The organism is Agromyces mediolanus (assembly GCF_044917495.1).
Lineage (GTDB): Bacteria > Actinomycetota > Actinomycetes > Actinomycetales > Microbacteriaceae > Agromyces > Agromyces mediolanus_B.
In genome coordinates this window covers 33,204-57,228 of sequence record NZ_JAVSSI010000008.1, presented here as the reverse complement: position 1 = coordinate 57,228, position 24,025 = coordinate 33,204, and the positions used below count along the sequence as shown (strand labels likewise).

The 24,025-nt window shown below is 70.7% G+C and carries 28 protein-coding genes and 1 pseudogene; 13 read left to right on the top strand and 16 right to left on the bottom strand.

Features of this window, described 5'->3' with window-relative positions:
* Positions 1–185: 185 nt before the first annotated feature.
* The 5 genes from ROT00_RS12540 to ROT00_RS12520 form a co-directional block, all read right to left on the bottom strand.
* Positions 186–662 carry a hypothetical protein gene (locus ROT00_RS12540; protein WP_404775333.1) on the bottom strand — a complete coding sequence of 159 codons (477 nt, stop codon included), beginning with the start codon at positions 660–662 and terminating at the stop codon, positions 186–188.
* 13 nt (positions 663–675) lie between these two features.
* The gene (locus ROT00_RS12535) at positions 676–1,167 is read right to left on the bottom strand and encodes a TIR domain-containing protein (protein ID WP_189085985.1); all 492 of its coding nucleotides are present in this window, start codon (positions 1,165–1,167) and stop codon (positions 676–678) included.
* A gap of 465 nt (positions 1,168–1,632) precedes the next feature.
* Positions 1,633–2,070 carry an HIT family protein gene (locus tag ROT00_RS12530; protein ID WP_404775485.1) on the bottom strand — a complete coding sequence of 146 codons (438 nt, stop codon included), beginning with the start codon at positions 2,068–2,070 and terminating at the stop codon, positions 1,633–1,635.
* 8 nt (positions 2,071–2,078) lie between these two features.
* A complete protein-coding gene (locus tag ROT00_RS12525) occupies positions 2,079–2,222 on the bottom strand; it encodes a hypothetical protein (protein WP_189085807.1) in 144 nt (47 codons plus the stop codon).
* Positions 2,223–2,790: 568 nt separating this feature from the next.
* Positions 2,791–3,756, bottom strand: coding sequence for a LysR family transcriptional regulator (locus ROT00_RS12520; RefSeq protein ID WP_404775330.1), 966 nt, complete (start codon positions 3,754–3,756; stop codon positions 2,791–2,793).
* Positions 3,757–3,828: 72 nt separating this feature from the next.
* Here ROT00_RS12520 and ROT00_RS12515 point away from each other — a divergent pair.
* Positions 3,829–4,671 (top strand): annotated as a pseudogene (locus ROT00_RS12515) (EamA family transporter); the annotation flags it as partial.
* Positions 4,672–4,701: 30 nt separating this feature from the next.
* Here ROT00_RS12515 and ROT00_RS12510 read toward each other — a convergent pair.
* Positions 4,702–6,294 carry an ABC-F family ATP-binding cassette domain-containing protein gene (locus ROT00_RS12510; RefSeq protein ID WP_404775328.1) on the bottom strand — a complete coding sequence of 531 codons (1,593 nt, stop codon included), beginning with the start codon at positions 6,292–6,294 and terminating at the stop codon, positions 4,702–4,704.
* Between the two features lie 153 nt (positions 6,295–6,447).
* Here ROT00_RS12510 and ROT00_RS12505 point away from each other — a divergent pair, with 153 nt between their 5' ends.
* Positions 6,448–6,933: a DUF6993 domain-containing protein gene (locus tag ROT00_RS12505; RefSeq protein WP_404775326.1), complete on the top strand. Its 486-nt coding sequence runs from the start codon at positions 6,448–6,450 to the stop codon at positions 6,931–6,933.
* A 47-nt stretch (positions 6,934–6,980) separates the two neighbouring features.
* Positions 6,981–7,229, top strand: coding sequence for a hypothetical protein (locus ROT00_RS12500; protein ID WP_404775325.1), 249 nt, complete (start codon positions 6,981–6,983; stop codon positions 7,227–7,229).
* On the opposite strand, the gene ROT00_RS12495 is transcribed toward ROT00_RS12500, so the two are convergent.
* The gene (locus ROT00_RS12495; protein ID WP_404775323.1) at positions 7,230–7,637 is read right to left on the bottom strand and encodes a VOC family protein; all 408 of its coding nucleotides are present in this window, start codon (positions 7,635–7,637) and stop codon (positions 7,230–7,232) included.
* 111 nt (positions 7,638–7,748) lie between these two features.
* On the opposite strand from ROT00_RS12495, the gene ROT00_RS12490 reads away from it, so the two are divergent.
* A complete protein-coding gene (locus ROT00_RS12490; RefSeq protein WP_404775321.1) occupies positions 7,749–8,024 on the top strand; it encodes a hypothetical protein in 276 nt (91 codons plus the stop codon).
* 56 nt (positions 8,025–8,080) lie between these two features.
* On the opposite strand, the gene ROT00_RS12485 is transcribed toward ROT00_RS12490, so the two are convergent.
* Complete coding sequence (locus ROT00_RS12485; RefSeq protein ID WP_404775319.1) at positions 8,081–9,241, bottom strand: Cmx/CmrA family chloramphenicol efflux MFS transporter; 1,161 nt, start codon at positions 9,239–9,241, stop codon at positions 8,081–8,083.
* A 285-nt stretch (positions 9,242–9,526) separates the two neighbouring features.
* Here ROT00_RS12485 and ROT00_RS12480 point away from each other — a divergent pair, with 285 nt between their 5' ends.
* Positions 9,527–9,874, top strand: a complete 348-nt coding sequence (locus ROT00_RS12480) for a hypothetical protein (RefSeq protein ID WP_404775317.1) — start codon at positions 9,527–9,529, stop codon at positions 9,872–9,874.
* On the opposite strand, the gene ROT00_RS12475 is transcribed toward ROT00_RS12480, so the two are convergent.
* The 3 genes from ROT00_RS12475 to ROT00_RS12465 form a co-directional block, all read right to left on the bottom strand.
* Entirely contained in the window at positions 9,861–10,694 is an 834-nt protein-coding gene (locus ROT00_RS12475; protein WP_404775315.1) for a hypothetical protein, read from the bottom strand. The two genes, ROT00_RS12480 and ROT00_RS12475, sit on opposite strands and share 14 nt — an antisense overlap.
* Positions 10,691–11,320, bottom strand: coding sequence for a hypothetical protein (locus ROT00_RS12470; protein WP_404775313.1), 630 nt, complete (start codon positions 11,318–11,320; stop codon positions 10,691–10,693). Before ROT00_RS12470 ends, ROT00_RS12475 begins: the two co-directional genes overlap by 4 nt.
* Before the next feature lie 338 nt (positions 11,321–11,658).
* Entirely contained in the window at positions 11,659–12,144 is a 486-nt protein-coding gene (locus ROT00_RS12465) for a hypothetical protein (protein ID WP_404775311.1), read from the bottom strand.
* 161 nt (positions 12,145–12,305) lie between these two features.
* Between ROT00_RS12465 and ROT00_RS12460 the strand changes: the two genes are divergently transcribed.
* From ROT00_RS12460 to ROT00_RS12440, 5 genes are all read left to right on the top strand, one after another.
* Positions 12,306–12,692, top strand: a complete 387-nt coding sequence (locus tag ROT00_RS12460; RefSeq protein WP_404775309.1) for a VOC family protein — start codon at positions 12,306–12,308, stop codon at positions 12,690–12,692.
* On the top strand, positions 12,692–13,873 hold the full coding sequence (locus ROT00_RS12455; protein ID WP_404775307.1) for a DUF4303 domain-containing protein: 1,182 nt from the start codon (positions 12,692–12,694) through the stop codon (positions 13,871–13,873). The genes ROT00_RS12460 and ROT00_RS12455 overlap by 1 nt, the downstream gene beginning before the upstream one ends.
* The gene (locus tag ROT00_RS12450; RefSeq protein ID WP_404775305.1) at positions 13,870–14,493 is read left to right on the top strand and encodes an HD domain-containing protein; all 624 of its coding nucleotides are present in this window, start codon (positions 13,870–13,872) and stop codon (positions 14,491–14,493) included. The genes ROT00_RS12455 and ROT00_RS12450 overlap by 4 nt, the downstream gene beginning before the upstream one ends.
* 271 nt (positions 14,494–14,764) lie before the next feature.
* Positions 14,765–15,844, top strand: coding sequence for a hypothetical protein (locus ROT00_RS12445; protein ID WP_404775303.1), 1,080 nt, complete (start codon positions 14,765–14,767; stop codon positions 15,842–15,844).
* A 111-nt stretch (positions 15,845–15,955) separates the two neighbouring features.
* On the top strand, positions 15,956–16,195 hold the full coding sequence (locus ROT00_RS12440) for a hypothetical protein (protein ID WP_404775301.1): 240 nt from the start codon (positions 15,956–15,958) through the stop codon (positions 16,193–16,195).
* A 209-nt stretch (positions 16,196–16,404) separates the two neighbouring features.
* Here ROT00_RS12440 and ROT00_RS12435 read toward each other — a convergent pair whose 3' ends face one another.
* Genes ROT00_RS12435 through ROT00_RS12420 form a run of 4 tightly spaced genes read right to left on the bottom strand, consistent with a single transcriptional unit; the run spans position 16,405 to position 20,475 of the window.
* Positions 16,405–17,295: a nucleoside hydrolase gene (locus ROT00_RS12435; RefSeq protein WP_404775300.1), complete on the bottom strand. Its 891-nt coding sequence runs from the start codon at positions 17,293–17,295 to the stop codon at positions 16,405–16,407.
* 57 nt (positions 17,296–17,352) lie between these two features.
* Positions 17,353–18,240, bottom strand: coding sequence for a carbohydrate ABC transporter permease (locus ROT00_RS12430; RefSeq protein WP_404775298.1), 888 nt, complete (start codon positions 18,238–18,240; stop codon positions 17,353–17,355).
* 1 nt (position 18,241) lies between these two features.
* Entirely contained in the window at positions 18,242–19,186 is a 945-nt protein-coding gene (locus ROT00_RS12425) for a carbohydrate ABC transporter permease (protein WP_404775296.1), read from the bottom strand.
* A complete protein-coding gene (locus ROT00_RS12420; RefSeq protein ID WP_404775294.1) occupies positions 19,183–20,475 on the bottom strand; it encodes a sugar ABC transporter substrate-binding protein in 1,293 nt (430 codons plus the stop codon). The genes ROT00_RS12425 and ROT00_RS12420 overlap by 4 nt, the downstream gene beginning before the upstream one ends.
* Before the next feature lie 309 nt (positions 20,476–20,784).
* On the opposite strand from ROT00_RS12420, the gene ROT00_RS12415 reads away from it, so the two are divergent.
* The 3 genes from ROT00_RS12415 to ROT00_RS12405 all read left to right on the top strand — a co-directional run bounded on the left by ROT00_RS12415 (position 20,785) and on the right by ROT00_RS12405 (position 22,932).
* Positions 20,785–21,801, top strand: a complete 1,017-nt coding sequence (locus ROT00_RS12415) for a LacI family DNA-binding transcriptional regulator (protein ID WP_404775292.1) — start codon at positions 20,785–20,787, stop codon at positions 21,799–21,801.
* 71 nt (positions 21,802–21,872) lie between these two features.
* Complete coding sequence (locus tag ROT00_RS12410) at positions 21,873–22,385, top strand: hypothetical protein (protein ID WP_404775290.1); 513 nt, start codon at positions 21,873–21,875, stop codon at positions 22,383–22,385.
* A gap of 79 nt (positions 22,386–22,464) precedes the next feature.
* The gene (locus ROT00_RS12405; RefSeq protein ID WP_404775288.1) at positions 22,465–22,932 is read left to right on the top strand and encodes a VOC family protein; all 468 of its coding nucleotides are present in this window, start codon (positions 22,465–22,467) and stop codon (positions 22,930–22,932) included.
* A gap of 10 nt (positions 22,933–22,942) precedes the next feature.
* Here ROT00_RS12405 and ROT00_RS12400 read toward each other — a convergent pair whose 3' ends face one another.
* Positions 22,943–23,908: a hypothetical protein gene (locus tag ROT00_RS12400; protein ID WP_404775286.1), complete on the bottom strand. Its 966-nt coding sequence runs from the start codon at positions 23,906–23,908 to the stop codon at positions 22,943–22,945.
* Positions 23,909–24,025: the final 117 nt, after the last annotated feature.

The window sequence follows — 24,025 nt, the reverse complement described above, 5'->3', positions numbered from 1 at the left end:
CCCGCGAACTGGGCCGGCCGACACTGCCAGCTACTCCCGGACTCTTGTGATGCCCACGTGTGATGCCCACGGTGAATGATCCGCGATCGCCTCCGGGTGGGCTGTTGGCCAGATCGTCTTCCCAAGCTTACTGCTCGGTCAACGGGCGAGCGATGCTATTAGCGGGATGTGGCCACTGAAAACCGTCATCCTCCAAACGGGGGGCCAAACTCGCAGCGGAAGTTGACGATGAATTCAACGAGGCACGGAGTAAGCGTCGCAAGTAGTAGCCCGTACGCCACCAGTGCTATGACGCCGTGGAAAACAACGAACTGGCCCGACGTAAGCACCGAACTCCAACGGGACCGAGGGAAGGCTTCAGGGTCCTGAAAGCCAGACGTATCCATATCGAAGGTTCGCATCGCTGGCGACGCCGAGATCGCGTCCTTGTAGAGTTCGCGAAACAACCTCTCCTGCCGAAGAAAGTACGCGTCCAGAAATGCGAAACCAAAGATCGGGAGGAACGCAAGCGTCACGACGAGCGGGTCACCACGATCGGCGGCGAACGCCAAAAAGGCCGCCGAAACCGTCAGCGACCAGCCTTTGATCACGAAGGAGTTGCCGGCCTGGCGAGTGATTACCGCCTGAACAAGCTCCAGGTGTTTGACGCGATCTGACTCCACCGCGAGTCCTCGACTAGTAGCGCGCCCGGATGGCAATGGCATCCTCGACCCACGCCTCGAGGTTGTCCTTGATGTGCGAATAGACGTAAGTGCTCGTGCTGTAGGGCGGATCATACGTCTTCACAATTGAACTAAGTGACTTGTCTCCCACGGAGATCCCACCGAATGGATTTCCACCCTTGGTGTCTTGGTCGCCGTTGAGGTTCTTCAAGTTATGAATGTGAATGCCGAGCACGCCCTTGCGGTCGTTCCACGCCTTAATGATCTCGTAGTTCACCCACTTCCGCCCAGCCGTTTGGGCCCCGATGAGAACCACCAAGCACGATTTGCCGCTCATCTCGGTGGCAATCCACTCCTTGATCGCCGCTTCACCGCCGCCCTCGACTTCCTCCCACTTGTTTGCCGAGAGAATTGGCTGCCCTTCAACTACTCCCATGTTCTTAACCTGAGAAACCCTTTGGGAGTCTCGCTTGTAGTGAAAGCTGTAGAAGACCTTGCGCACCATGTTCACCTTTGACTGATCGCGCCGACCGTCGGCACTAACTCAGGGTCTCAGGCAACGCCGCGACACATCCTCATCAAATAGACCCCCAAAACGGGGGGATTACTCCTTTCTCCCGCCAGTTCCGCACCCATCGCCACACCTCGGCAGTTGTCCGACGATCGAGCGAACAACGACAGGAGCCCGCAGAGTGACGCAGCGAGAGCTCGGCCGCGTCCTGAAGAAGTTGATCTACGACGTGATTGCAGCACGTGGCGGACCGCTCGGAGCGGCACACATCTAAGTCGGCCGAAATGCACCCAAGCTCTTGTGATCCGTCTACCGAGCTACCGGAAACACGTGGACCTAGTCGACGGGTCGCGGGTACGTGGGCGCACGACTCTCAGGATGGCAGACGCGATATTGTCCTGGTCAACACGCAAGTACTGCGGCGTGAGCGTCGTTGCGGGCAGATCCTATGAGTTGGAATCACCGGGTTCTGAAGCCGCGTACTGCTTCGCGCAGAGCTTCCCAAGCGTCGTCCTTCTGCGCTTCGCTGTAGTCACTCTCGGGCGGCCAGATGCGGCCGATCCTGTCGTTCTCCCACCGCGGGACTATGTGGACGTGGAGATGCATCACCGTCTGGCTTGCAGCGTGGCCGTTGGACTGGATTATGTTCAGCCCGTCAGGCTTCAAGGCCACCCTGATTGCCGATGCGACAACGAGGGTGGTGCTGGCGACACGGGATGCAGTGTGCGCGTCGAGCTCCCACACATCAGGCACATGGCGCCTAGGAATGACCATGGTGTGCCCGAGGACTGCCGGCTCGGTGGGGAAGAAGGCTACTGTTCCCGTGTCACGGTAGATCTCTCGGGCGTCGGGATCCTCGTTCATTACGATCTCGCAGAACGGGCAATCGGTGTGCATACCACTCATCAGCACTGGTAGTCCTTGTCCACCCACATGACAAGGTTGACCTTGATGCTCGCGTGCACCAGCTGGCTCATGCCAGACGTTCCCGTATTGATCCGCCACGCGTCACGGTCGTAGTAGAAGCTATAGAAGGCGGACTTGGCCATTTCGTAGTCCTTTTCGGATGTGCATAGTCGGTGCGCTCAGGGCCACGGTACCGGGAGCGACTGGGTTTCTTGGGCAGCCGCGACAATGGCGCAGAACGCGGCTAGTGGCCCGCCCGCAACAGGTGAGTTCGGAGCCACGGCTCGCTCTCGGGCGCCAGCAGTCCGGCGCGCAAAGCGCGGCGAGGGGCCACGAGAGTGCTTTACACAGCGCTGGAGGTCACAATGCCGAACAGTCGCGAAATTGCGACGGTCATCCTGATTCTGGCTGGCATCCTCCTGGTCCTCGTCTTTCCGAAAGTCCGCCGCCCAGTTCTGGCTGGCGTAACCGACGTCGCCCTTGCTGCACCGAACCGGGCGATTCTCCGCGTCCTCGCGCTGTACCTCGGGTGGTGCGCTGCTTGGATCTTTCTTGCTTGGCGAGTCGGTCTCTGGAGTGTCGATCTACTCAAAGACTCGATCGTCATCGTTCTAGCTGTCGGGCTCCCGGTCCCTTTCAAGGTGTTGAAGCCCAAGAGCGGGCGGCGCCATCCTCCGCACGATGATCTCGTGCGCGTCGGGGTCGGAGAGGTCACAGGGCATTCTCTCCGTAAGAACCTCGGGAGCTACCGAGGCGCGCAGCCACCACCGCCCGCACCCCTTCCAGCACCACCTGCAGCGCCGGCGAGTCCGCCTGACTCCTCCGGTGCACGGCCGACACTCCCCTGGTCGACGCGGGCTGCGCGGTCGGGATCGCGACGAGGTCCGGATGCAGCTCTGGCCGCCCCATCCGAGGAACCAACGCCACCCCGAGGCCGGCGCGCACGAGTTCCAGGTGGTTCTCGAACTCCATCGATTCGTGCACGATGCGGGGCGCGTTCGCGACGCCGTCGAACAACCGCCGCAGCCACTGGCGGCAGATGGTCGAGTCGAAGGTCGCGATCCAGTCCTCCTCGGCGAGATCGACGGGCGTAAGCGAAGCGAGCCCTGCCCGCGCGAGCGGGTGGTCGCGGCGCAGGATCACGTCCGCGACATCCGTGAACAGCGGCGTCTCGACGAGGTGATCGGGCATCGCGAGCGCGACACCGCCCCAGCGGTGCACGATGCCGAGGTCGCGCTGCCCCGACGCGACGAGCGCGATCGTCTCCCACGGCTCGCTCTCGCGCAGGGGCACGCGCAGCTCGGGATGCTCCGTCCGCAGCTTCGGCAGCACGTCGACGAGCAGCCCGCGCACCGCGCTCGAGAACACGCCGATGCGCACCTCGCCGACGACGGGTCCGCGATCGGCGGCGGGACCACCGGCGAGATGCAGGTCGGCCTCGATCCGTTCGAGCTCGGCGAGCACCGTCGCCGACGAGGTCACGAGCTGCCGACCGGCATCCGTCAGCACCACCCCGCGGCCCGCCCGCTCGAGCAGCGCGACGCGGGTGCCGCGCTCGAGCCGCTTGATCTGCTGCGACACCGCGGATGGCGTGAACCCGAGCGCGTCGGCCGCCGCTGCGACGCTGCCATTGGTGGCCACGGCGCGCAGGGCGACCACGGCTTCGAGATCGATCATGCACGGATGCTACCGAATCAGCCACAGAAATGATCGCTGGTGTTTCCGGATGCTTCGCGCTGAACTCGGAGGATGACGCGACGAGACATGCTGCTGGCCGCCCTCGTGGCGACGATGTGGGGCTTCAACTTCGTCGTCATCGACTGGGGCATGACCGGCATCCCGCCGCTCCTCTTCGTCGCCATCCGCTTCGCCGTCGTCGCCCTCGCGGTCGTCGTCGTGCCGCGCCCGCTCGCGAGCTGGAAGACGATCGTCGGCGTCGGCCTCTTCATGAGCCTCGGCCAGTTCGCGCTGCTCTACACCTCGATGGCGCTCGGGCTGCAGCCGGGGATCGCGGCGCTGCTGCTGCAGGCGCACGTCGTGCTCACGATCGTCGTCGCGGCGCTCGCGCTCCGCGAGCGGCCGACGCGGATGCAGACGATCGGCGTGCTGGTCGGCACGGTCGGGCTCGGCGTCGTCGCGCTCGGACGCGGCGGGGATGCCCCGGCCCTCGCCGTCGTGCTCGCCCTGCTCGCCGCCCTCTCCTGGGCGATCGGCAACGTCATCTCGCGGAAGGCGGGACCGGTCGCCCCCGCGAAACGGCTCGGCGCGCTGTCGCTCACGGTGTGGTCGTCGCTCGTCGTGCCGCTGCCGGCGCTCGCGCTGTCGGCGCTCATCGAGGGGCCCGACGCCATTGCCGCGGGCCTCGCCGCGTTCGGCTGGCGCCCGATCCTCTCGACGCTCTACACCGCCGGACTCTGCACCCTCATCGGCTACGCGATCTTCAACGCCCTGCTCGCGCGCAACCGGGCCGCCGCGGTCGTGCCGTGGGTGCTGCTCGCACCCGTCGTCGCGATGGCGTCCGCGGCGCTGCTGCTCGGGCAGGTGCCGAACGTGTGGGAGGCGGCGGGCGGCGTGGTGCTCGTCGCCGGCGTCTTCATCGCGAACGCGCCGGCGCGGCGGCGCCTACAGCGCCCCGGTCGCCGGCTTCTCGACGACGCGTCCGCCGCCCTCGAAGGAGAGCAGCCGGTCGGCGAGCTTGTCGACGAAGAAGCGGTCGTGGGAGACCACGACGACGGCGCCGGGGAAGTGCGTCAGCGCCCGCTCCATCACCTGCGTCGAGGTGATGTCGAGGTGGTTCGTGGGCTCGTCGAGCACGATCACCGCGGCGCCTGAGAGCAGGCACTGCGCGATCGCGACGCGCGCCCGCTGCCCGCCCGAGAGGGTGCCGATCTTCTGCTGCAGGTCGGCGTCGGAGAACTGCAGCATGGCGAGGAACCGCGCCACGCTCTTCTTCGTCGCCGTGAACGCGAGCGAGTCGGGGTACGCGTTCACCGCGTGCCCGACGGTGTCGGTCAGGTCGAGCTCGGCGTACACCTGGTTGTACGACACGAAGCGGGCGCCCTTCGCCCAGCGCACGGTGCCCGCGTCGGGCGACGTCACCCCGGTGAGCACGTCGAGGAGGGTCGACTTGCCGGATCCGTTCGGCCCGATCACCGCGACCCGGTCGCCGCGCTGCAGATCGAAGCTGAGCCCGTCGAACACGGGCGCGCCACCGAACGACTTCGACAGCCCGGTGACGGTGAGCAGGTCGTTCGACACCTTCAGCCCGTCGTAGATCGAGGTGATGATCTGATCGATGGGGCGCGGCGCCTGCCGCTTCTTGATGTCGGCGAGGCGGCGCGCGACGGCGTTCGAGGGGTTGCGCGCCGCTTCGCGACGGGCGGATGCCGCGGCCTGCTCGTAGGCGAGCAGCTCCTCCTCGTGCGCGAACTGGCGCTCCAGCATCTTCAGGCGGGACTGCTTCGCGTGCACGTACGCGGAATAGTCGCCCTCGTAATCCTGCAGGCGGTAGTTCTCGATCTCGATGATGCGGTCGACGACGCCGTCGAGGAACTGCCGGTCGTGCGACACCACGAGCACCGCCCCGGCGAAGCCCTGCAGCCAGTTCTCGACCCACTTCACGCCGTCGAGGTCGAGGAAGTTCGTCGGCTCGTCGAGCAGCAGCACGTCGGGCGCCTGTACGAGGATCAGCGCGAGCGCGGCGCGGTTGCGCCATCCGCCCGAGAGCCGGTCCACCGGGAGGTGCCGGCGCTCCTCGTCGAAGCCGAGCCGGGTGAGCACCGTGTCGATCGTGGTCTCGTAGGTCCAGCCGCCGATGGCGTCCATGCGCTCGAACAACGCGCCCTGCTCGGTGAGCAGCTTGTCCATGGCGGAGGCATCCATCGGCTCCGCGAGCTGCACGCCGATCTCGTCGAGCCGGGCCTGCGTCGCGTGCACCTCGGTGAAGTGGTCGCTCAGCGTGTGCTGCACGCTGCGCTCGCCGTCGAGCTCGGAGAACTGCGAGAAGTAGCCGATCGTCGTGCCCTGCGTCACGTCGACGGTGCCGCCCGTCGGCTCGCGCCGACCGAGCACGATCTCGAGGAAGGTCGACTTCCCCGTGCCGTTCTTGCCGATGAGGCCGACGCGGTCGCCCTTCCGGAGCTTCAGAAACGCCTCTTTGAGCACCGGTCGCCCGTCGTAGTCCATGCTGACGTCGTTCAGGCGGATCAGGCTCACGGGTGTCCTCGCGTCGGGGGTCGGGAGCGGCGAGACGGATGCCTCGAGCCGCCAGTCGACTCTACCGAGCGCGGCTGTGCACGGGCGGCGACGCCGAGCGACGGAATGTGCGAGGCTCCAGGTCGCGCGAACGTAGATCGGAGGGAGATGCGGATGCCCCAACGAGTGCTCGCCGTCGCGGCATCCATGATCGCGCTGACGCTGCTCGTCGGATGCACCCCGACCGCTACGCCCGCGTCGCCGAGCACGCCGGTGTCTGTTCCTCCGCCGTCGACGTCGGCGACACCACCCGCGCTCGACCTGAGCACGCCACCCGCCGGCAACCTCGAATCCTTCGACGCTCTCGCTCATGAGGTCATCGCACGGGATGCGCCGACGACGACGTCAGATTTCGTCGACGCGCTGCGAACAGCAGGCGCAACCGACGAGCGCCTTGAGTTCGGCACGGACCTGACGACCGAGGGAAAACCGGTCGATGCGTACTTCTGGGCGGTGCGGTTCGACGACGGATGCCTCGTCGGCCAGTTCCGGCCGCTCGAACCGGACCCCGATCGGCAGTACCTCAGCGCCGAGGCACCGCTCGTGCGCGGCCGTTGCCTCGTGGCCTCTCAAGCTGAGAGCCCCGAACAGACCGGATAGGGTCGCACCATGCACCCCGCCTCGCCACGGAACCCGCGGTCACTCCTGTGAGTCAGACCACCGCCGAACTCGTGTTCGCAAGCATCGGTTTCGTCGGCTTCTTCGCGTTGGGCATCGCCTCGATCGTCGTCCCGCGCCGAGTCGGCCGGTTCTTCCAAGTGGGCGGAGGCCCGCTTCTTGGCCCCCGGTTGGCCGCCAAGATGTTCTCGACGGGCCGCATCCGTTACACCGGGTGGGTGTTGACCCTCATGATGCCCTTCGTGGCGTGGGGCGCGGTCACGAACATCCTCGCGTAATCACCCCGCGTCGCGCGGCGGGTTGTGCATGAACTCGATGCGGATGCCGTTGTCGTCCTCGACGAACGAGGCGTAGTACCGCTCGTTGAAGCGCGGGTAGAGCTTCGGCTCGCGGACGACGTTCCACCCGGCATCCGTCGCGACCGCGTGCAACCGGTCGACCTCGTCGCGGGAGTCGACCGCGAAGGCCAGGTGCTGCCAGCCCACCCGGCCGTGCTCGTGCGGCCCCGACTCGGGCTCGCGCGCGGCGAAGACGATGAACTCCGTCTCGCCTTCCTTGTACCAGGCGGCCGAGTCGTCGTGCTCGCCCTCCTTCTCGAAGCCGAGGGCGGTGAGCACGGCGTCGAACTGGTCGATGCCGCGGCGGAGGTCGGCGACGGAGATCCCGAGGTGGTCGAAAACTGGCATGCGCACCAGTCTGACGGATGCCGGCGACCCCCGCGGATGGGCAGCGCTCCCCATTCCCCCGACGCGAGCGCGGGGATAGCTTGGCCGCACGCACGATCGAAGGGAACACCGATGCGCACCACCATCCGCACGAAGACCGCGGCGCTCGCGACCGCGGCGAGCCTCGTCCTCGGCGGCGGGCTCGCGCTCGCCGCCGCCGCCCCCGCGAACGCCGCCTACGAACAGATGCAGACGTACAGCAACTACCCGACGAAGCAGCGCTGCCAGTCGGAGCAGACGTACGCCTTCCAGCGCATCGCGGCGACCGGCCACACGCGCACCGCGTACACGCCGTGCCACTACCAGGACTCGAAGCGGAAGTGGATGTTCCAGGTCTGGTTCATCTGAGCCGGCACTGAGCCGAACGAGCTGAGGGCCGCCCCGGGATCGGGGCGGCCCTCGACTCATCCCCGCCGCCGCACCGCCGCGACCACCCCGGCGACCGCGACGAGCCCCGCGCTGACGAGCAACGGGCCGACCGCGCCGAGCGCGCTCGCGTAGGCCGCGCCGCCGAGCACCGGTCCGACGGCCGCGCCGACGTTGAGCGACGCGGTCGCGTACGAGCCCGACATGGTCGGTGCTCCCGCCGCGACGCGGATCGACGCGGCGATGAGCGTGCTCCCCACCGCGAACGACAGCGCCCCCTGCACGAAGGCCAGCACGAGGAGCGCAGCCGGGTGCGCGGCGAGCGCCGCGAAGGCGCACCAACCGGCGAGCAGTGCGACTCCCCCGACACGCAGGATGGCTCGTGCGTGCCGGTCGCCGAAGCGACCCGCCGCCCACACGCCGAGGAACGATCCGAGCCCGAACAGCGCCAGCACGAGCGGCACCGCCGACTCGGCGAGTCCGGCGCGCTCGGTGACGAGCGGCGCGAGGAAGGTGAACGCGCAGAACGTCGCGCCGTTCACGAGCGCCCCGAGCGCGAGCGGACGGAGCAGCGCCGGGCGGCGGAGCTCGGCCAGCTCGCCGCGGAGCGGCGGCGCGGCGGGTCCGTCGCCGCGGGATGCCGTCGAGGCATCCGTCCGCGTCGGCACGGCGAGTGCGACGCCGAGGAGCGCCGGCAGCGACAGCAGGGCGACGCCCCAGAGCGACGCCCGCCAGTCGAGGAGCGCGCCGACCGCGGCCCCGGCCGGGACCCCGACGATGAGCGCGAGCGTCGTCCCGCCGAGGATCACGGCGAGCGCGCGGGCGAGCCGGTGCGGCGGCACGAGCGCCGAGACGGTCGAGAGGGTGACGGCGAGGAAGCCCGCGTTGCACAGCGCCGCGACCACGCGCGTCGCGAGCAGCACGCCGAAGTGCTCGGTCAGGGCGCCGACGACGTGCATCGTGATGAAGCCGAGGAGGAGCGCCGAGAGCGCGATCCGTGGCGACCAGCGCCGGGCGAGCGCCGCCATGAGCGGCGCGCCGACGATCATTCCGACGGCGAAGGCGGTGGTGAGGAGCGCCGCTTCGGGCACGGTGACGCCGAGGTCCGCGGCGATGGTCGGCAGGAGGCCGGCGAGCATGAACTCCGAGGTGCCCTGCGCGAAGACCGCGACGGCGAGCAGCACGATGAGGATTGGCATGAGTGAACTCCGATGGTGGTGACGGTCGGTCGATGACGGACCGGCACACCGGAGCCCCGAACCGGGCTCGGCGCAGCGCGAGGCGATGCAGCGAAGCGCGCGCCACTCAGAAGGCGCGATGGAGGTTGGAGCTACCGGCGGGCCGGCAGCTCGACTCTGGATGCTTCGGGAGAACTCACCCGGCCAGGCTAGCGGATGCCTCGACGAGCTAGCGTGCGTCGGTTGATAGGGTGCCGGGACACGCGCGTCGCGAACCAGGGACGACGCAGGAACCCGGGGGCCACGATGAGCGTTTCACCGAATGACGCCCGAGCGGCGACGCCGAACCCGCGCCTCGCATTCCGGTACCTCATCGTCGGGCTCGTGGCGGAGCTCGTCGCCCTCGGCGCGTGGTTCGGGGTCGCGCTCCTCGAGCAGGGCTCCCCGCCGGCCGTCGCGCTCACCTTCGTCGCCATCGCGCTGCACGCATTCTCGCTCGCGTTCCTGCTCGCCGCGACCATCTTCGGCATCGTCAATCTGCGCCGCCGCGTTCAGCCCACCGCCATTCAGCTGCTGGCGGCGCTCGCGCTCCCGATCGCGGTGGTGCTGCTGGTGCCCTTCGTGGTCGTGCTGTTCCTCATCACGACCTCGTAGACGCTCGACGCGTCGCGGAGGTCCCGAGGTACGCGCGTGCGTCTCGGGTGAGCAGGAGGATGAGGGCGACGAGGAGCAGCCCGACGTCCAGGAGTGCGACCGGCGTCACCCGGAGCGACACCACTGCAGCCGCGATCAGCAGTATCGGCACGCCGGCCCAGACCCACGTCTGCCCGCGCCAGCAGGCGAAGGCGACCGCGAAATGCGCGGCGGCGCACACGGCCGCGAGCACCACCGTCTGCCAGTCGCTCGCCGACGGCCCGGGCTGCGGGCCCGGGAAGAGGATGAACGCGATCGGGATCGTCCAGAAGGCACCCGCGAACGTCACCACGCCGCTCGCCGCGGCCACCGGTGCCGGAACCGCGCGCGACGGGACTGCGTTCCAGCCCGCCGGACGCCTCGCACGCTCGGGTCGCTCGATCTCGGCAGACACCGCGAAGCGCCGCGCCGCCGGCATCCACAGCAGGATCACCGCGGCGAGCGCCGCCGCAGCCGCGCCGAGCAGCACCAGATTCGGACTGGCACCGCTCAGCACCGACACGGTCATCAGGGCGGCGTACACGGCGATGACGATCCTCGGCCACCGCCTCCGTCGCCGCACCGCCAGCGCGGCGCTGGCCGGAACCGCGACGGCCCCGACCGAGACGAGGGCGAGCAGCACGGCGGTCGGCGCCACGACATCGGCCGGAAGCCCCGCGTACACGGACGGGAGGAAGAGCGGGACGGCGTTGATGAGACTCGGGCCGGCGCACGCGGAGAGGAGGAGCGTCGCCCAGCGGACGGTGGACGGTGGCGCGGGTCGGGTGACCGGAACACTCATCGAGGATCACCCTGCGGTTGCTCGGAACACACCCCGCTACCCGAGGGCTCCGCGCTGCGCGCACGTGCGATCAGTTCTTCGATGAGCTCTCGGTACACGAGATCATCGACCGGGGAAAGCGCTCGTGATGTCGCATCCACCGGCACGATTCCGAGCTCGTACCTCTCGCCATTCGCGGACCCGGCGACGAGAATCGCACGTTCCACGAGAGTGCCGAAGTTCGCGGTCCCGACTTCGATCGACTCGACTCGATCGAGGCGCAACCGCGCGCCGGCCGACCAGCGTCGCCGCCGCCCAGCGGTGTGCAAGGTGAGGGTGCGGTCGTCCAGGGTCATCATCTGGTAGCTGATCCAGGGCCGCAGCCAGCTGAGGAGAATGCTCAGTTCCGCGGGTGGGAAGGTCGAGAAGTCAGCGGTCGTGCGCACTGCGATGGCGCGATGGTCATCGGCCGACTGCGCTGCAGACCGGAGGTTCGCCCGTCCCATCGCGAAGTACAGCGGCCACAAAGCGAAGGAGACCAGCGCCATCACGGTGACCGCGACCGCTGCCCCGAGCGCAGCGGAGAGTCCGCCGTCGCGGCCTTCGACAAGCGCAACGGCAGCGACGACCAGCGCGAGGTAGGCCACATGGACCGCGGCGATGCGGCGCCGTCGCGGGAGTCCCGGTCGTCTTCGTCGCCGAAGGAGCACACCGCTCGGTTCCATCACGTTCCCATGCCCGTCAGTATCCACCACAGCAGGACAACGCCCAGCCTGGCATAGGGGGCGTTCCGAAGAACTTCGCTTGGCGAGTGTGACCGCTCTCGACCTGCCGAGCGAACGCATCACGGTGCGCACTCGACACTATTCCCCCCTTACCGGCCGGAGCCTCAGTGCGCTCCAGTCACCGCGGTCGACAGGAGCCGATCCGTGTAGTCGTAGCAGTACGACGTCCGCGATGCGCCGTCGGCTCTGACACCGTGCCCTCAGCTGGCTCCCGTTTCGACCACGAGCGTCTCGAAGCGGAACGGGCCGGGGCATTCGCCGAACGCGCCCGTCCGTTCGACGGTCACCGGGATCTCGAAGTCGCCGTCCACGAGCGGCGCCACCGCGCCAGCGTCGCCCGACTCGACGAGCACGCGCAGCATCCGCTCGCCGCCGTCGCCCATCACCCCGTCGCCGAGGTGCTGCGCCTCCTGCGGCACCCGCCACACGCCGCCCGGCATCGTCGCACCGACGGTCGGCTCCGCGCCGCGTTCGACGGACGCGGGCACGCAGTCGGCGCCGAAGCACGCCGAGACCTCCGCCGAGTCGGGCAGCACCGGGTCGAAGGCGACCACCGCGGGGCCGGTGTAGAGGTACCCCACCGCGGGGCAGGCGACGGCGCCGGGGCCGGCGCATCCGCTCAGCACGAGGGCGAGGCCGCCGGCGAGTGCGGCGATGGCGGCGGCGGTCGTCTTCGTCGTGGACACGTCTCGAGCCTGCCAGGATGCCTCCGCGCGCACGGGCGGGCCGGGGCATCCGTTGCCGAAGCGATGCGCGATCGTCTCGGAATCGGTACACGGCGCCCCCAACGCGCCCGGTCCGCGGTTCGTCGCTTCCGCCGGTCGGAGGCGCATGCGAGGATCGGCATATGAGCCCAGCCGTCCGCGCCACGTACGTCGAGATTCCGGCGACCGACCTCGACCGAGCGGTCGCGTTCTATGCCGAGGTGTTCGGCGCGAGGGCGCGGCGCACCGTCATCGACGGACATCCGGCCGCCGTGCTCGACGAGGCGACGCCCGACGATGCCGTCCTGGCCGAGGGCGCGCTCATCGCGCTCATGAGCGGTGAGAGCTACGAACCTGCCCTGGCCGGCACCCGCGTCTACATCACTGTCGACGACGTGCCCGCAACCCTCGCCGCGGCACTCGCGCACGGCGCGGTCGAGCTCTACCCCGCGACGATCTTGCCCGACGGGCAGACCGTCGCCGAGTTCACCGACAGCGAGGGCAACCGCCTCGCCGTGAGCGACCGCTGATGGAGAAGGACGCGAGCCGCATGATGCCCGCCGACTGGCGCGCCCTCGAAGCGCACATCGCCGACCGCTACGTCGAGGCGGTCGGCGCCTTCCTCGCGGCCCGCCCCGGCGAGCGCGTCTACGGCGTCGCCGCCCATGTCTTCTACGGCGAGACGGGCGGGGTCGTCGCGTGGCCCGCGCTCGCGGTGGGCAGCGAGGAGTCGCTCGCCGCGGCCGCCGAGGGGTCGACTTTCAGCCCCGAGAAGCTGCGCTGGAGCCCCGCCGACTGGGCGTTCCAGCTCGACCCGAGCGACGCCGACGACGCCTGGGCCGCCCTCGTCGAGGCGGCCGCCTGTGCTGGTGACGACGCGCACTGGGAAGCGGTGTATGCCCGCTTCCTGCGCAGCTTTGCGACGGCCGCGAAGCTCGCACTCAAGCGGCTTCGCGCTGAGGGCGACGTCGCGCGCGGCTTCATCGCGGTCGCGATGGACGAGGCGTGGGAGCTCGTCCCCCTGAGCCTCACGAAGGCCGAGCTCGAGCGGCACTTCCCCGAGCTCGGCGAGGAGGCGCAGGAGCTGGCCCGCCTCGAGGCGCTGCCCGTGCCGCAGCGCGCCTCCGCCCTCGGCGAGCTCCTCGACGCGTACGTGCCGGGCATCGTCTCCACCGAGGACGCAGAACGGCTACTGCGCGGGCTCGGCGAGGCATCCGTCGACGTCGCGCTCGAACGGATGCCCCGCTCGCACCGCCGCTGGCAGTGGGCGAAGCTGCTCGCCGACCTCGGCATCCCCCGCGCCGACGCGATCGACGCGCTCGCGAGCGTGCTGCGCGCGAAGAAGCTGCCGGAGCCCGACCGCGCCTGGGCGGCCGCCGCACTCGCCCGACTCGGTCGCCTCGACCTGGTGCTCGCCGAGGCCGAGCGGATGCCTCGCTCCGTGCTGCTGCGCGGGCTCGCCGCGCCCTACACCTCGTTCCGCGACCGGGCGGTGCGGCACCTGCCGCTCGACTACGCCCCGCTCGAGTCCGCGCTCGGCGCCCACCCCGAGCTCGCCGAGGCGATGCTCGACGAGCTCCGGCCCGGCAGCGGCTACTGCACCATCGACCCCGACGAAGCCGACACCGCCCGCGCCGCGCTCGGCTCCTCGTTCGAGGTCGTGCGCCGGCACGCGCGGGCGGTGCTGGAGGACGCACGGCGGTCAGCATGAGCGCGGCGCCCGACGCTGCGCTCGGCGCCGCACTGCTCAGGGTCGCGGCCGAGGCATCCGTCCCGTCCGCCGCGCTGCGCGACGCCGGGCTCATCGACGCCGTCCCCGAGCTCGCGGCACTCGCCGCCACGCCGCAGGATCCGCAGTGGCACCCCGAGGGCGACGTGCTCGTGCACTCCCTCGGCGCGGCGGACCTCGCGGCCCGGCTCGCCGACGAGCAGGGCGCTGAGCCGGATCGCCGACGGCTCCTCGTCCTCGCCGCGCTGCTGCACGACGTCGGCAAGCCCGCGACGACGCGCGCGCACGAGGGGCGGATCACCTCGCTCGGGCACGCGGAGCACGGCGGCGCGCTCGTGCGCGAGCTGGGTGGGCGTCTCGGCTGGCCGGGTTCGCTCGTTCGTCCGCTCGCCGCGCTCGTCGAGACGCACATGGCGCACGTCTCGGTGCAGGGCGAGCCCACGCGGCGCGCGGTTCGCCGACTGCGCACCCGCCTCGAGACCGCGGATGCCTCGCTCGCCGACTGGGCGGTCGTGGTGCGCTGCGACGGTGAGGCCCGCGGCGCGGCGGCGCGCCCGGATGCCTCGCTCCCCTGGCTGCGGGTCGCCGCCGAACTCGGCTGAGACCGGCCGGCCTCCCCGCCCGACGCTGCGCCTGTTGCACCTGCCCGCTCTGCACTCCTACCCCTGCACTCCTACCTCTGCCCCTGCTCCATCACCGGCCGGCGTCGCTGCGGGAGGAGATTGACGCGCAGGGAGGCTTCCGGATGCCCGAGCGACCTCCCGCGGAGAAGATCTCCTCCCGCCGTGAAGGGAAAGCCGGCGGAAGCTCGGCGGCGCACACGGCTGTGGATGACTCGCGGCGCATGTCGGGCGTCTGAGCGAAGGTGGAACGATGCTGCCCGCCCTGTTCTGGAGCCAGTACTGGCTCGCCTCGTTGACGCTCCTCTTCCTGTTCGTGCTGGTGTGGGGCTGGACGGTCATGGTCGGCATGGCGCCGTGGGGCCGGGGGTCCCGACTCGGGCGATGGGAGCGGCGCGCGGCGCGGCTGCCGCGGTGGTGGCGGGCATGCACGGCTCCACCGGCTCCGCGCCGCGCGGCGGTCGGTCCGAGCCATGCGCGGCTCGAAGCGGCGATCGGGCGTGCCGCTCGCACCGCGCACGACGCCTGGCTCGGCATCTGGAGTGCACCGACGCTGCTCGCCTGGCTCGTGTTCGGGCTCGGCGCCGCGCAGGCGGTCTGGACGCTCCTGACGTTCGTGGGGTCGCGCTCGACCGGGTGGGTGCTGCTCGCCTTGGGCGTGTTCGCGCTCACCGTCGTTCCGATGCTCGTGACCCTCTCCCTCCGCGAACGGGCGTGGCGCGCTCGCGCGCCGTTCGAGTGGCGCTTCTGCATCCTCGCCGCGCAGGCGGTGGAACGGGCAAAACAGGCGGTCGCGAACCCGGCACCCGGCCGGGGCGACGTGCCTCCGACGCGGGCGCTCGAGGAACTCGTCGAGCACCGCGAGCTGCCGCGCATCACGACCTCGGACGCCGTGCTCGCCGAGCGCTGGCGGCTCGGCTCGCGCCAGCTCGGCCGAGCCGTCGGCGAGCAACGTGCCCGGCGCACGAGCGGCGCCGCACTCGTCGACCACTACGTGGAGGCGGCGTCGCGGCTCACCCTCACCGGCAGAACCGCACCCCGGCTGCGGCTTCGCAGGCCGAGCCCGCCCGGCACCGGCGGGGCGATCGAGCGCCGACTCGATCCGTTCCTGAGGTCGGCGATCGTCATCGCCTCCGCCGGGCTCGTGGCGGCGATCGCGTCCGGCCTCATCATCACCGCCGAGCGCGGCGATGCAGTCGCGATGCCGCTCGACGCCGTGCCCGCCTGGCTCAACGGCCTCGCTTCCGTCGCCACCGTGCTCACCCTCGTGCTGAGCGCGGTGCGCCCCTGGTCGGCCCGCCGTCGCGCCCGACCCGACGCACTCGCCGGCTGAGCGAGCGCATGGGCAGCGCTGCCCATTCCGCTGAGGGCTGCTCCTCACTAGCCTGGGGCCACGCCACCGCGGGCGACCGCCCCGGTGGAACCCTCGGGGGAAGGAACGCAGATGCGTGGACGTGGAGTGAAGACCCTGGCGGCTCTCGGAGTCAGCCTCGCGATGGTGTTCGGCGGCTCGGCCGTCGCGAACGCCGCACCCCAGACCTGGTACTACATCACCGGATACAGCCAGACCGACTGCCAGCGCATCTCGAACCAGTACCGCGGGCTCGGGGCGCGCATCGTGACGGCCTGCCACAAGCGCTCGTACGACCAGAAGTGGGCGTTCTCCTACTACTGGATCAACTGACCAGGCCCCGGCCCCTGGCGGGAGGAGATTGTCGCCGAGGGAGGCCTCCGGGCAGCGAAACGACCTCCCGGGGCGACGATCTCCTCCCGCCGGGATCCGGCACGGGGAACACCGCCCGCCCGACCCAGCACCGGCAACACCACCCGCCCGGCCGAGCACGGGCAACACCTCCCGCCGGGCCCGACACCGACCGCGCACCGGCCCCCGGCTCAGGCCGCGGAGCTCCCGGCGGCCACGATCGCGGTGACGATGTGCTCGGCCACGGCCTCGGCATCCAGCTCGCGGACGACCCGGGTCGCGCCGCCGCCCGGGGTGAAGGTGCTGCGCCCCTCGCCCTCGCCCTCGCGCTCGATCGCGACCCGTCCCGGCTCGGAGAGCTCGAACAGCCCCGGCTCGGTCAGGGTGAGCACGGTCACGGGGTCGTGCGGCACGTTCCACTCGACGTTCCAGTAGCGCCACCACTGCTCGATCTCGGCGACGATGACCCCGCCGAGCGGGCCGGCCGCGCCGATCCGCTCGAGCTGGTCGCGGCGGATCTCGACCTTCCGCGTCGCCTCGAGCCCGGTCACGGTCGTCGGGATGCCGGCGGCGAAAACGAGCTCGGCGGCGGCCGAGTCGCTGCGCAGGTTGTGCTCCGGCTCGTCGTCGGTGAAGGCGCCGCCCATGATCCAGAGGTGGCGCACTGCGCCGGCGAAGCGCTCGTCCGCCTCGATCGCGGCGGCGATGTTCGTGAGCGGCCCGATCGCGACGACGTCGATCTCGCCGGGGTTGCCGACGACCTGCTCGACGAGGAACTCGACGGCGTCACCGGGCTCGACGCGCTCGCGCTCGAGCTCGTCGTGCAGCGCGCCCTCGTGGCCGGCCCACCAGATCTCGCGGCCGGAGCGGGTCTCGGCGCGGCCGGCGTAGACGGGCACGTCGCGGCCGGCGAGCTCGATGAGCCGGCGGCTCAGCCGGGCGCGCAGCAGGGTGTCGCCGTAGACGGTGGTGACGCCGACGAGCTCGACGGCGGGGAGGCCGAGCAGCTGGCTGAGCGCCATGGCGTCGTCGACGTCGGAGCCGAGGTCGGTGTCGAGGATGACTCGGTGGGCAGCGCGCATCGGCGGTGCTCCTTTCGGGGTGGTGCGGGAAGTGCGGGAAGTGCGAGAACGAACCGGCTACTTGAGCCCGGTCGTGGAGACGGACTGGATGAAGTAGCGCTGGAAGCCGATGATGATCGCCAGCGGGATGAGGATGAGGATCACGGATGCCGCGAACAGCACCCCGTAGTCGACGGCGAACTGCCCCTGCAGGTTCGACAGGGCGACGGGCCCGACGATGTGGTCGCGGTCGGTGCCCATGAGGAGCGGCCACACGTACGCCTGCCACTGGAACAGGAACAGCATGAGCCCCGCGCCGATGAGCGCCGGCACCGACAGCGGCAGGTAGATCCGGCGGAACACGCCCCACGGTCCGAGGCCGTCGAGGCGGGCGGCCTCGACGAGCTCCTCGGGGATCGCGAGGAAGAAGGTGCGCAGCAGGAAGATCGCCATGCCGTTGCCGAGGCCCGGCAGGATCAGCCCGAAGAACGTGTTCTGCAGGTTCCAGTCGCGGAACATGTCGGCGAGCGGGATCGCGATCGCGTCGAACGGGATGAGGAACGACAGGATGATGACCGAGAACACGAGGCCCTGGCCGCGGAACTTGAACGCCGACAGCCCGTAGGCGGCGGTCGCGCAGATCACGAGCCCGACGACGACGGTCACGAGGCTGATGAACAGCGAGTTCAGGATGGCCCGGCCGAGGTCGGTGTCGAGGAGCGCGAAGTAGTTGTCGAACGTCGGCGTGAGCGTGAAGAACGTGCGCCATTCGAGCGGGTTCAGGTAGCGGAACGTCTCGTCGCCGGGGCGGAGCGAGTTCACGACCGTCCACCACAGCGGGATGAGGAACGCGAGGCCGATCACGGCGCCGAGCACCGAGGCGCCGACGGGGCCGAGCCGGCGTCGGCTCGAGCGGCGACGGCCGGCCGGCGACGGCGACGGGGACGGGGCGAGGGATGCGGTCATGTCAGTCCTCCGTCTTCAGCAGGCGGAACTGGAGCGCGACGATCACGAGCGTGATGAGCACGAGGATGACGACCTCGGCCTGCGCCGTGTTCAGGTCGCCGAGCGTGTACGCCCTGGTGAAGATGTCGTACATCAGGAGGTTCGTCGACCCTTCCGGTCCGCCCTTCGTGAGGATCTGCACCGGGGCGAAGACGAGCAGGTTCGACACGGTGTCGGCGACGAGCACGAAGGCGAGCGGCCGGCGCACGAGCGGGAAGGTGATGGTCCACAGCTGCCGCCACGCGGAGGCGCCGTCGAGCGAGGCGGCCTCGTAGTAGGAGCGCGGGATGTCGTTGATGCCCGCGATGAGGAACATCATCCAGTAGCCGACGCCGATCCACGACAGCAGCACCATGATCGAGGCGAGCGCCTGCTGCGGCGAGGTGAGGAACGGCTGCGCGGGCAGCCCGAGGAGGTCGAGGAACGCATTGGCGAGGCCGTCGGGCCGGTAGATGACGCTCCAGATCACCGCGGAGACGGCGGGCGGCACGGCGATCGGCAGGATGACGAGCGAGCGCCAGATCTTCGAGCCGGCCGCCTTGCGGGTGTAGAGCACTGCGAGCAGGAACGCGGTCGCGACCTGCAGCGGGTTGATCAGGATCGTGAAGACGAGCGTGACGAGCAGCGCGTTCTGGAAGTCGGGGTTGCCGAACAGCTCCAGGTAGTTGCCGAGGGCGACGAACTGGGTGCCGCCGAGGAGGCTCGTGCGGAACAGGCTGTCCCAGAGGGCCACGGCCGCGGGCGCGAGCCGGAGCACGAGCAGCGCGATGAGCGCCGGCGCGAGGAAGGCGAGGGCGATGAGGGCGGGATGCCGCCGCCCGCGCCGCGTGGGGCGGGCCGGCGGCGCCGGCCGCACCGCCCGGCGGGCGCGGGAGTCCGCGCCCGCCCGGGTGGTGGGAGTGGTCATCGCAACTTCTTCCAGGCGTCCAGGATCTGCGTGGTCGCCTGCTCGAGGCGGGCGGCCGGGTCGGAGCCGTTGCGGATGTCCGCGAAGGCGGTGTTCATCGCCGACTCGAACTGCACGTACCCGACCGAGACGGGCCGGGGCACGGCGGTCTCCTCGATCTCGTAGGTGATGAGGTCGGCGACGCCCGCGGCGTGCGCGCCGCCGAGCTCCTCGAGCCCGGGCAGGTACTTCGCCGCGGCCTCGGTGTTCGACGGGATGATCGTCGTCGCCTCGGTCGTGGCGAGCGCCCCGGCCGGGTCGAGCGCGGCGAACTCGATGAACTCGCGCGCCGCGTCCTTGTTCTTCGACGCGGTGTTCACGCCCCACGACCAGGAGCCGGTCGGGGTCGCGACCTCGCCGCCCTCGAAGTACGGCATCGGGGCGACGCCCCAATCGAAGCTCGCGTCGGAGGCGAAGCGGCCGACGTCCCAGGGACCGCCGACGAAGAACGCCACGTTGCCGTCGATGAACACGGGAGCGGTCTGGAAGCCGCCGACGCCGCGCGGCGAGAGGCCGCTCTCGAAGGTGTCGCCGTACCAGGCCATGGCCTGCTGCCAGCCGTCGTTCGTGACGTCGACGGTGAGCATGTCGTCGCCGGTGATGCCCGAGCCGCCGCCGAGGGACTCAGCGAGGGGCTGCAGCTGGTAGTACGCCTCGACCTGCTCGAGGAGGAGGCCGTACTGGGTGCCGGCGGCCTGCGCGGCACGGCCCGCGTCGGCGGTCTGCTCCCACGTCCAGCGGGCGGCGGGGTCGGCGGTGGGCGCCTCGACGCCGGCGGCGGCGAGCGCGTCGCGGTTGAAGAAGAGCATCTGGGTCGAGTTCCAGACCGAGAGGGCCCACATCTTGCCGTCGTACTGGTTGATCTCGAACTGCGCGGAGCTCGTGGCGGCCTTCGCCTCGTCGGAGAGGTCGCTCAGGTCTTCGAGGAAGCCCTGCGCGGCGAGCTGGGAGAGGTTCGGCTGGTCGACGGCGTAGACGTCGATGGTGTCGTCCTTCGCGCCGAGCCGCTGCTGCAGCGTGCTCGAGTACTGGTCGAACGGCACCTGGGTGTAGTCGATGGTGATGTCGGGGTGTTCGGCCTCGAACGCCTCGATGACCGGGGCGAAGGTCGCCGGGTCCTCCGGGCCGAGGAACCGGACCGTGCCGGATCCGTCGCCGGCCGAGCCGGAGTCGGCGGGGGCCGAGCAGCCGGCGAGGAGCACGGCGCTCGCCGCGACTCCCGCGAGCAGCAACGCTCGTGAACGCTTCATTGGGTGCACCTTCCGTCGGGGGATTCTCGCTTCCGTCTTCCGCGCCGGGCTTGCGCTTCCAGGATCGCGGGGATGCCGGTTCCTGGCCAGTGCCGGGGCGGGGGCCCCGGCGCCGGACGGATCGCCTGCGCCGTGATCGCGTCTGCTGGGAACGGATCTAAGCGGATAGACGAAGCGGTTAGATGGCACTCTAGGCTACCTCCTCCAGGTGCGCAAGATGCCGGCTCCGCGGCATCCGGTCCCCTCCACCGGTTCGCCGCACTGCTAGCATCCATGCAGGTCTAACCGCTTAGCAGGAGGGAGCCCGCGATGGCCACCGGACGCGACGTCGCCCAGCTCGCCGGCACTTCCACGGCGGTCGTGAGCTACGTCTTCAACAACGGTCCGCGGAACGTCTCCCCCGCGACCCGCGAGCGGGTCCTCGCCGCGGCCGCCGAGCTCAACTACCGGCCGAACGCCCTCGCCCGCGCGCTCAGCTTCGGCCGCACCTCCACGATCGGGCTGATCGTGCCCGACATCGCGAACCCCTACTTCGGCGAGCTCGCCCGCGCCCTCGAGGACGCGGCGATGGAGCGCGGCGAGCTGCTCCTCATCGGCGACTCGAGCCTCGACCCCGAGCGCGAGCGCCGGCACATCGCCGCCTTCGTCGAACGCCGCGTCGACTCGGTCGTCATGGTCTCGCTCCTCGACGAGCCCGACTTCACGGCCTTCGCGCAGGCATCCATCCCCGTGATCGCCCTGCACCCGATCGCCGACGACGCCCCCGCCGCCTCCCTCACGATCGACTACGAGCTGGCCGCGCGCACCGCGGCGGCGCACCTCGTCGCGCACGGCTTCGACTCCATCGGCCTCCTGAACGGCCCGGCCCACTCCGTCGGCGCCGGCCAGCACCGGCGCGGCTTCGAGGCCGCGCTCGGCGAGGCCGGCCGCGAGCTGCGGCACGACGAACGCAACAGCGGCACCTCCCGGGCGGATGCCTCGGCCGTCTCGCTGCGCTGGCTCGCCGAACCCGATCGCCCCCGCGCGATCACCTGCGCCACCGACGAACAGGCCTACGGCGTGCTGCACGCCGCCTACCTGCTCGGCCTCCGGGTGCCGGAGGACCTCGCGGTGATCGGCTTCGACGGCACCGAGCACTCCGAGTACGCGGTGCCGCCGCTCACCACCGTGCGGCAGCCGATCCGGGCGATCGCCGCCCGCGCGATCGAGCTCGTCGTCGGCGCCGCCGACGCGGACGACGCCGACGGCGAGCGGTTCGACCGGGTCCGCGAACTGGCCGGGCACGAGCTCATCGTGCGGGCCTCGTGCGGGTGCGCGCGGGACTGAACCGCCCGCCCCCTAGCCCCGGAGCTCCCGGCCGTGCCAGCATGTCCTCACCGACGAGTCGGGAGGCCGCCATGCGAGACACGCTGCACCACTCCCCCGACGCACGACTGTCCACCCTGCCCGGCGCGACGATCATCCGGCGCATCCGCCGACTCCTGCTCTGGGGCCTCGGCACCGCGCTCGTCTACGCCGGGCTGAGCGCCGCATCGAAAGGGCTCTGCCGCGGCGGCGTCTCGGGCGACGGCGGCTTCGTCGACGGCGACGGGCAGACGAGCTCCGCCGTGCCGCTCTGCGTGAACCTCGTGCTGCGGCCGAGCCCGATCGTCTACGTCGCGATCGCCGCGATCGTGCTCATCGCGCTCACGCTCGTGCTGCGGCGGGCGGTCGACGAGGCATCCGCCCTCCGCACCCTCGACCGGGCCGTCATCCTCATCGTCGCCGTCACCGCCGCCTGGCTCGCGCTGACCCTCGTGTCGTTCATGTCGATCCCCCTCGACAGCTGGGACGGCGGCGAGCAGTTCTGGATCCCCTTCACCTTCGGCAACGTCGACATCGACGTCTCCCCGATGCAGACGAGCGGCTGAACCGCCGGTTCAGCCGAGGGGATGCCGCGCGCGCCCGGTCGGCGTACGCTGTGCCGCGACTCGATCAAGGGGGACCACGATGGCCGAACTCGCACCGATCCAGCCCTGTCTCTGGTTCAACGACCAGGCGCGCGAGGCGATGGAGTACTACGTCGGGGTGTTCCCGGACTCGCGCATCAACGCGGTCGAGGCCTACCCCGACGAGTCGCTCGACGAGCACTTCGCGGGCATGGCCGGCAAGGTCATCAACGGCAGCTTCACGCTGAACGGGGTCGACTTCGTGTGCCTCGACGGCGGCCCGCTCTTCACCTTCAACGAGTCGATCTCCTTCGTCGTCTCCTGCGCAGACCAGGACGAGATCGACCACTACTGGTCGAAGCTCTCCCACGTGCCCGAGTCGGAGCAGTGCGGCTGGTGCAAGGACCGCTTCGGCGTGAGCTGGCAGATCATCCCGGCGAACATGTCGGAGCTCACGCGCACGCCCGCCCAGGTGCAGGTGATGATGGGGCAGAAGAAGGTCGTGATCGCCGAGCTCGAGCAGGCCTAGCCGCCGCGGTTCAGCAGGGCACCTGGTAGGTGAAGCCGAAGGGGTCGGGCAGGTAGCACCAGCGGTACTCGCTGCCGGTGCCGTCGCCGCCGTCGTCGTCCCACGACTCCTCCGGTTCGGGCTCCGGCGCCGGCGTGTTCGCGGTGTTCGAGGCCCGGACGGCCGCCGCGGCGTCGACGTAGCCCTGCGCCGTGCTCGCGAGCTCGGCGAAGGGCGGAGCCTCGGCGCGGCCCGCCCACGCGACCGGCAGCGAGGTCTCGGCGATCGCCTGCAGGCCGGCGACCGACTGCTCCATGGCGGCCCGGGTCTCCGCGGTCGCGTAGCCCGAGGCGGCGATCGTGGCGGTCCCGGCCGCAGCGCCCGCGGCGGCGACCGCCACGATCGCGGCGTCGACGCCGTCGACCGCCTCGCGGACCGCGCCGTCGGCGAGGTCGAACTCGTCGGCGAGCGCATCGAGCCGCGCGACCTCGGCGTCGAGCTCGCCCCGCGCGGCGTTCCGCGCGGGGCCGTCGATCGCCTCGTAGTGCGCCCGCACCTCGGCCGCCTCGGCCCCGGGGGCCCAGTCGAGCGCCGACCCGGGCGCGGCATCCTGCACGGCGCTCGGGGTGAGGCTGGCGGCGAGCGCCTCCACCGCCCCGGTGAGCGAGCCGGCCGCGTCGGCGGAGAACTCCGCGGCCTTCCCGGCGACGAGCTCCCCGACGCCCGCGGCGGTGGACTCGGAGTACTCGCTCGCGAGCCCGGCCGTCGCCTCGAAGCGCGCCGACGCCTCCGTCGCTGCGGCGACGGCCACCTGGAGCCGCTCGGCATCCGCCGCGGCCTGCTCGCCGACCGCGGCGCGATCGGCCGCCCAGAGCCCGAGCGGCACCCCGATGCCGACGAGCAGCGCGGCCACGGCGACCGGCACCAGCCATCGAAGCAGTCGCCGGCGGCCGCCGCTCGGCCCCGGCCGCTCGCCCGGTGTCGGTTCGTGTTCCATGCTGGCCTCCGTCCGCACGCCCGATCGGCGCGCCCGGCAACGAGACTCGCGGCGGCAGGCGCCCGGGCGCATCACCCCGGAGGGTGAGGCCGCCACATCACCAGCCGAACCGGCATC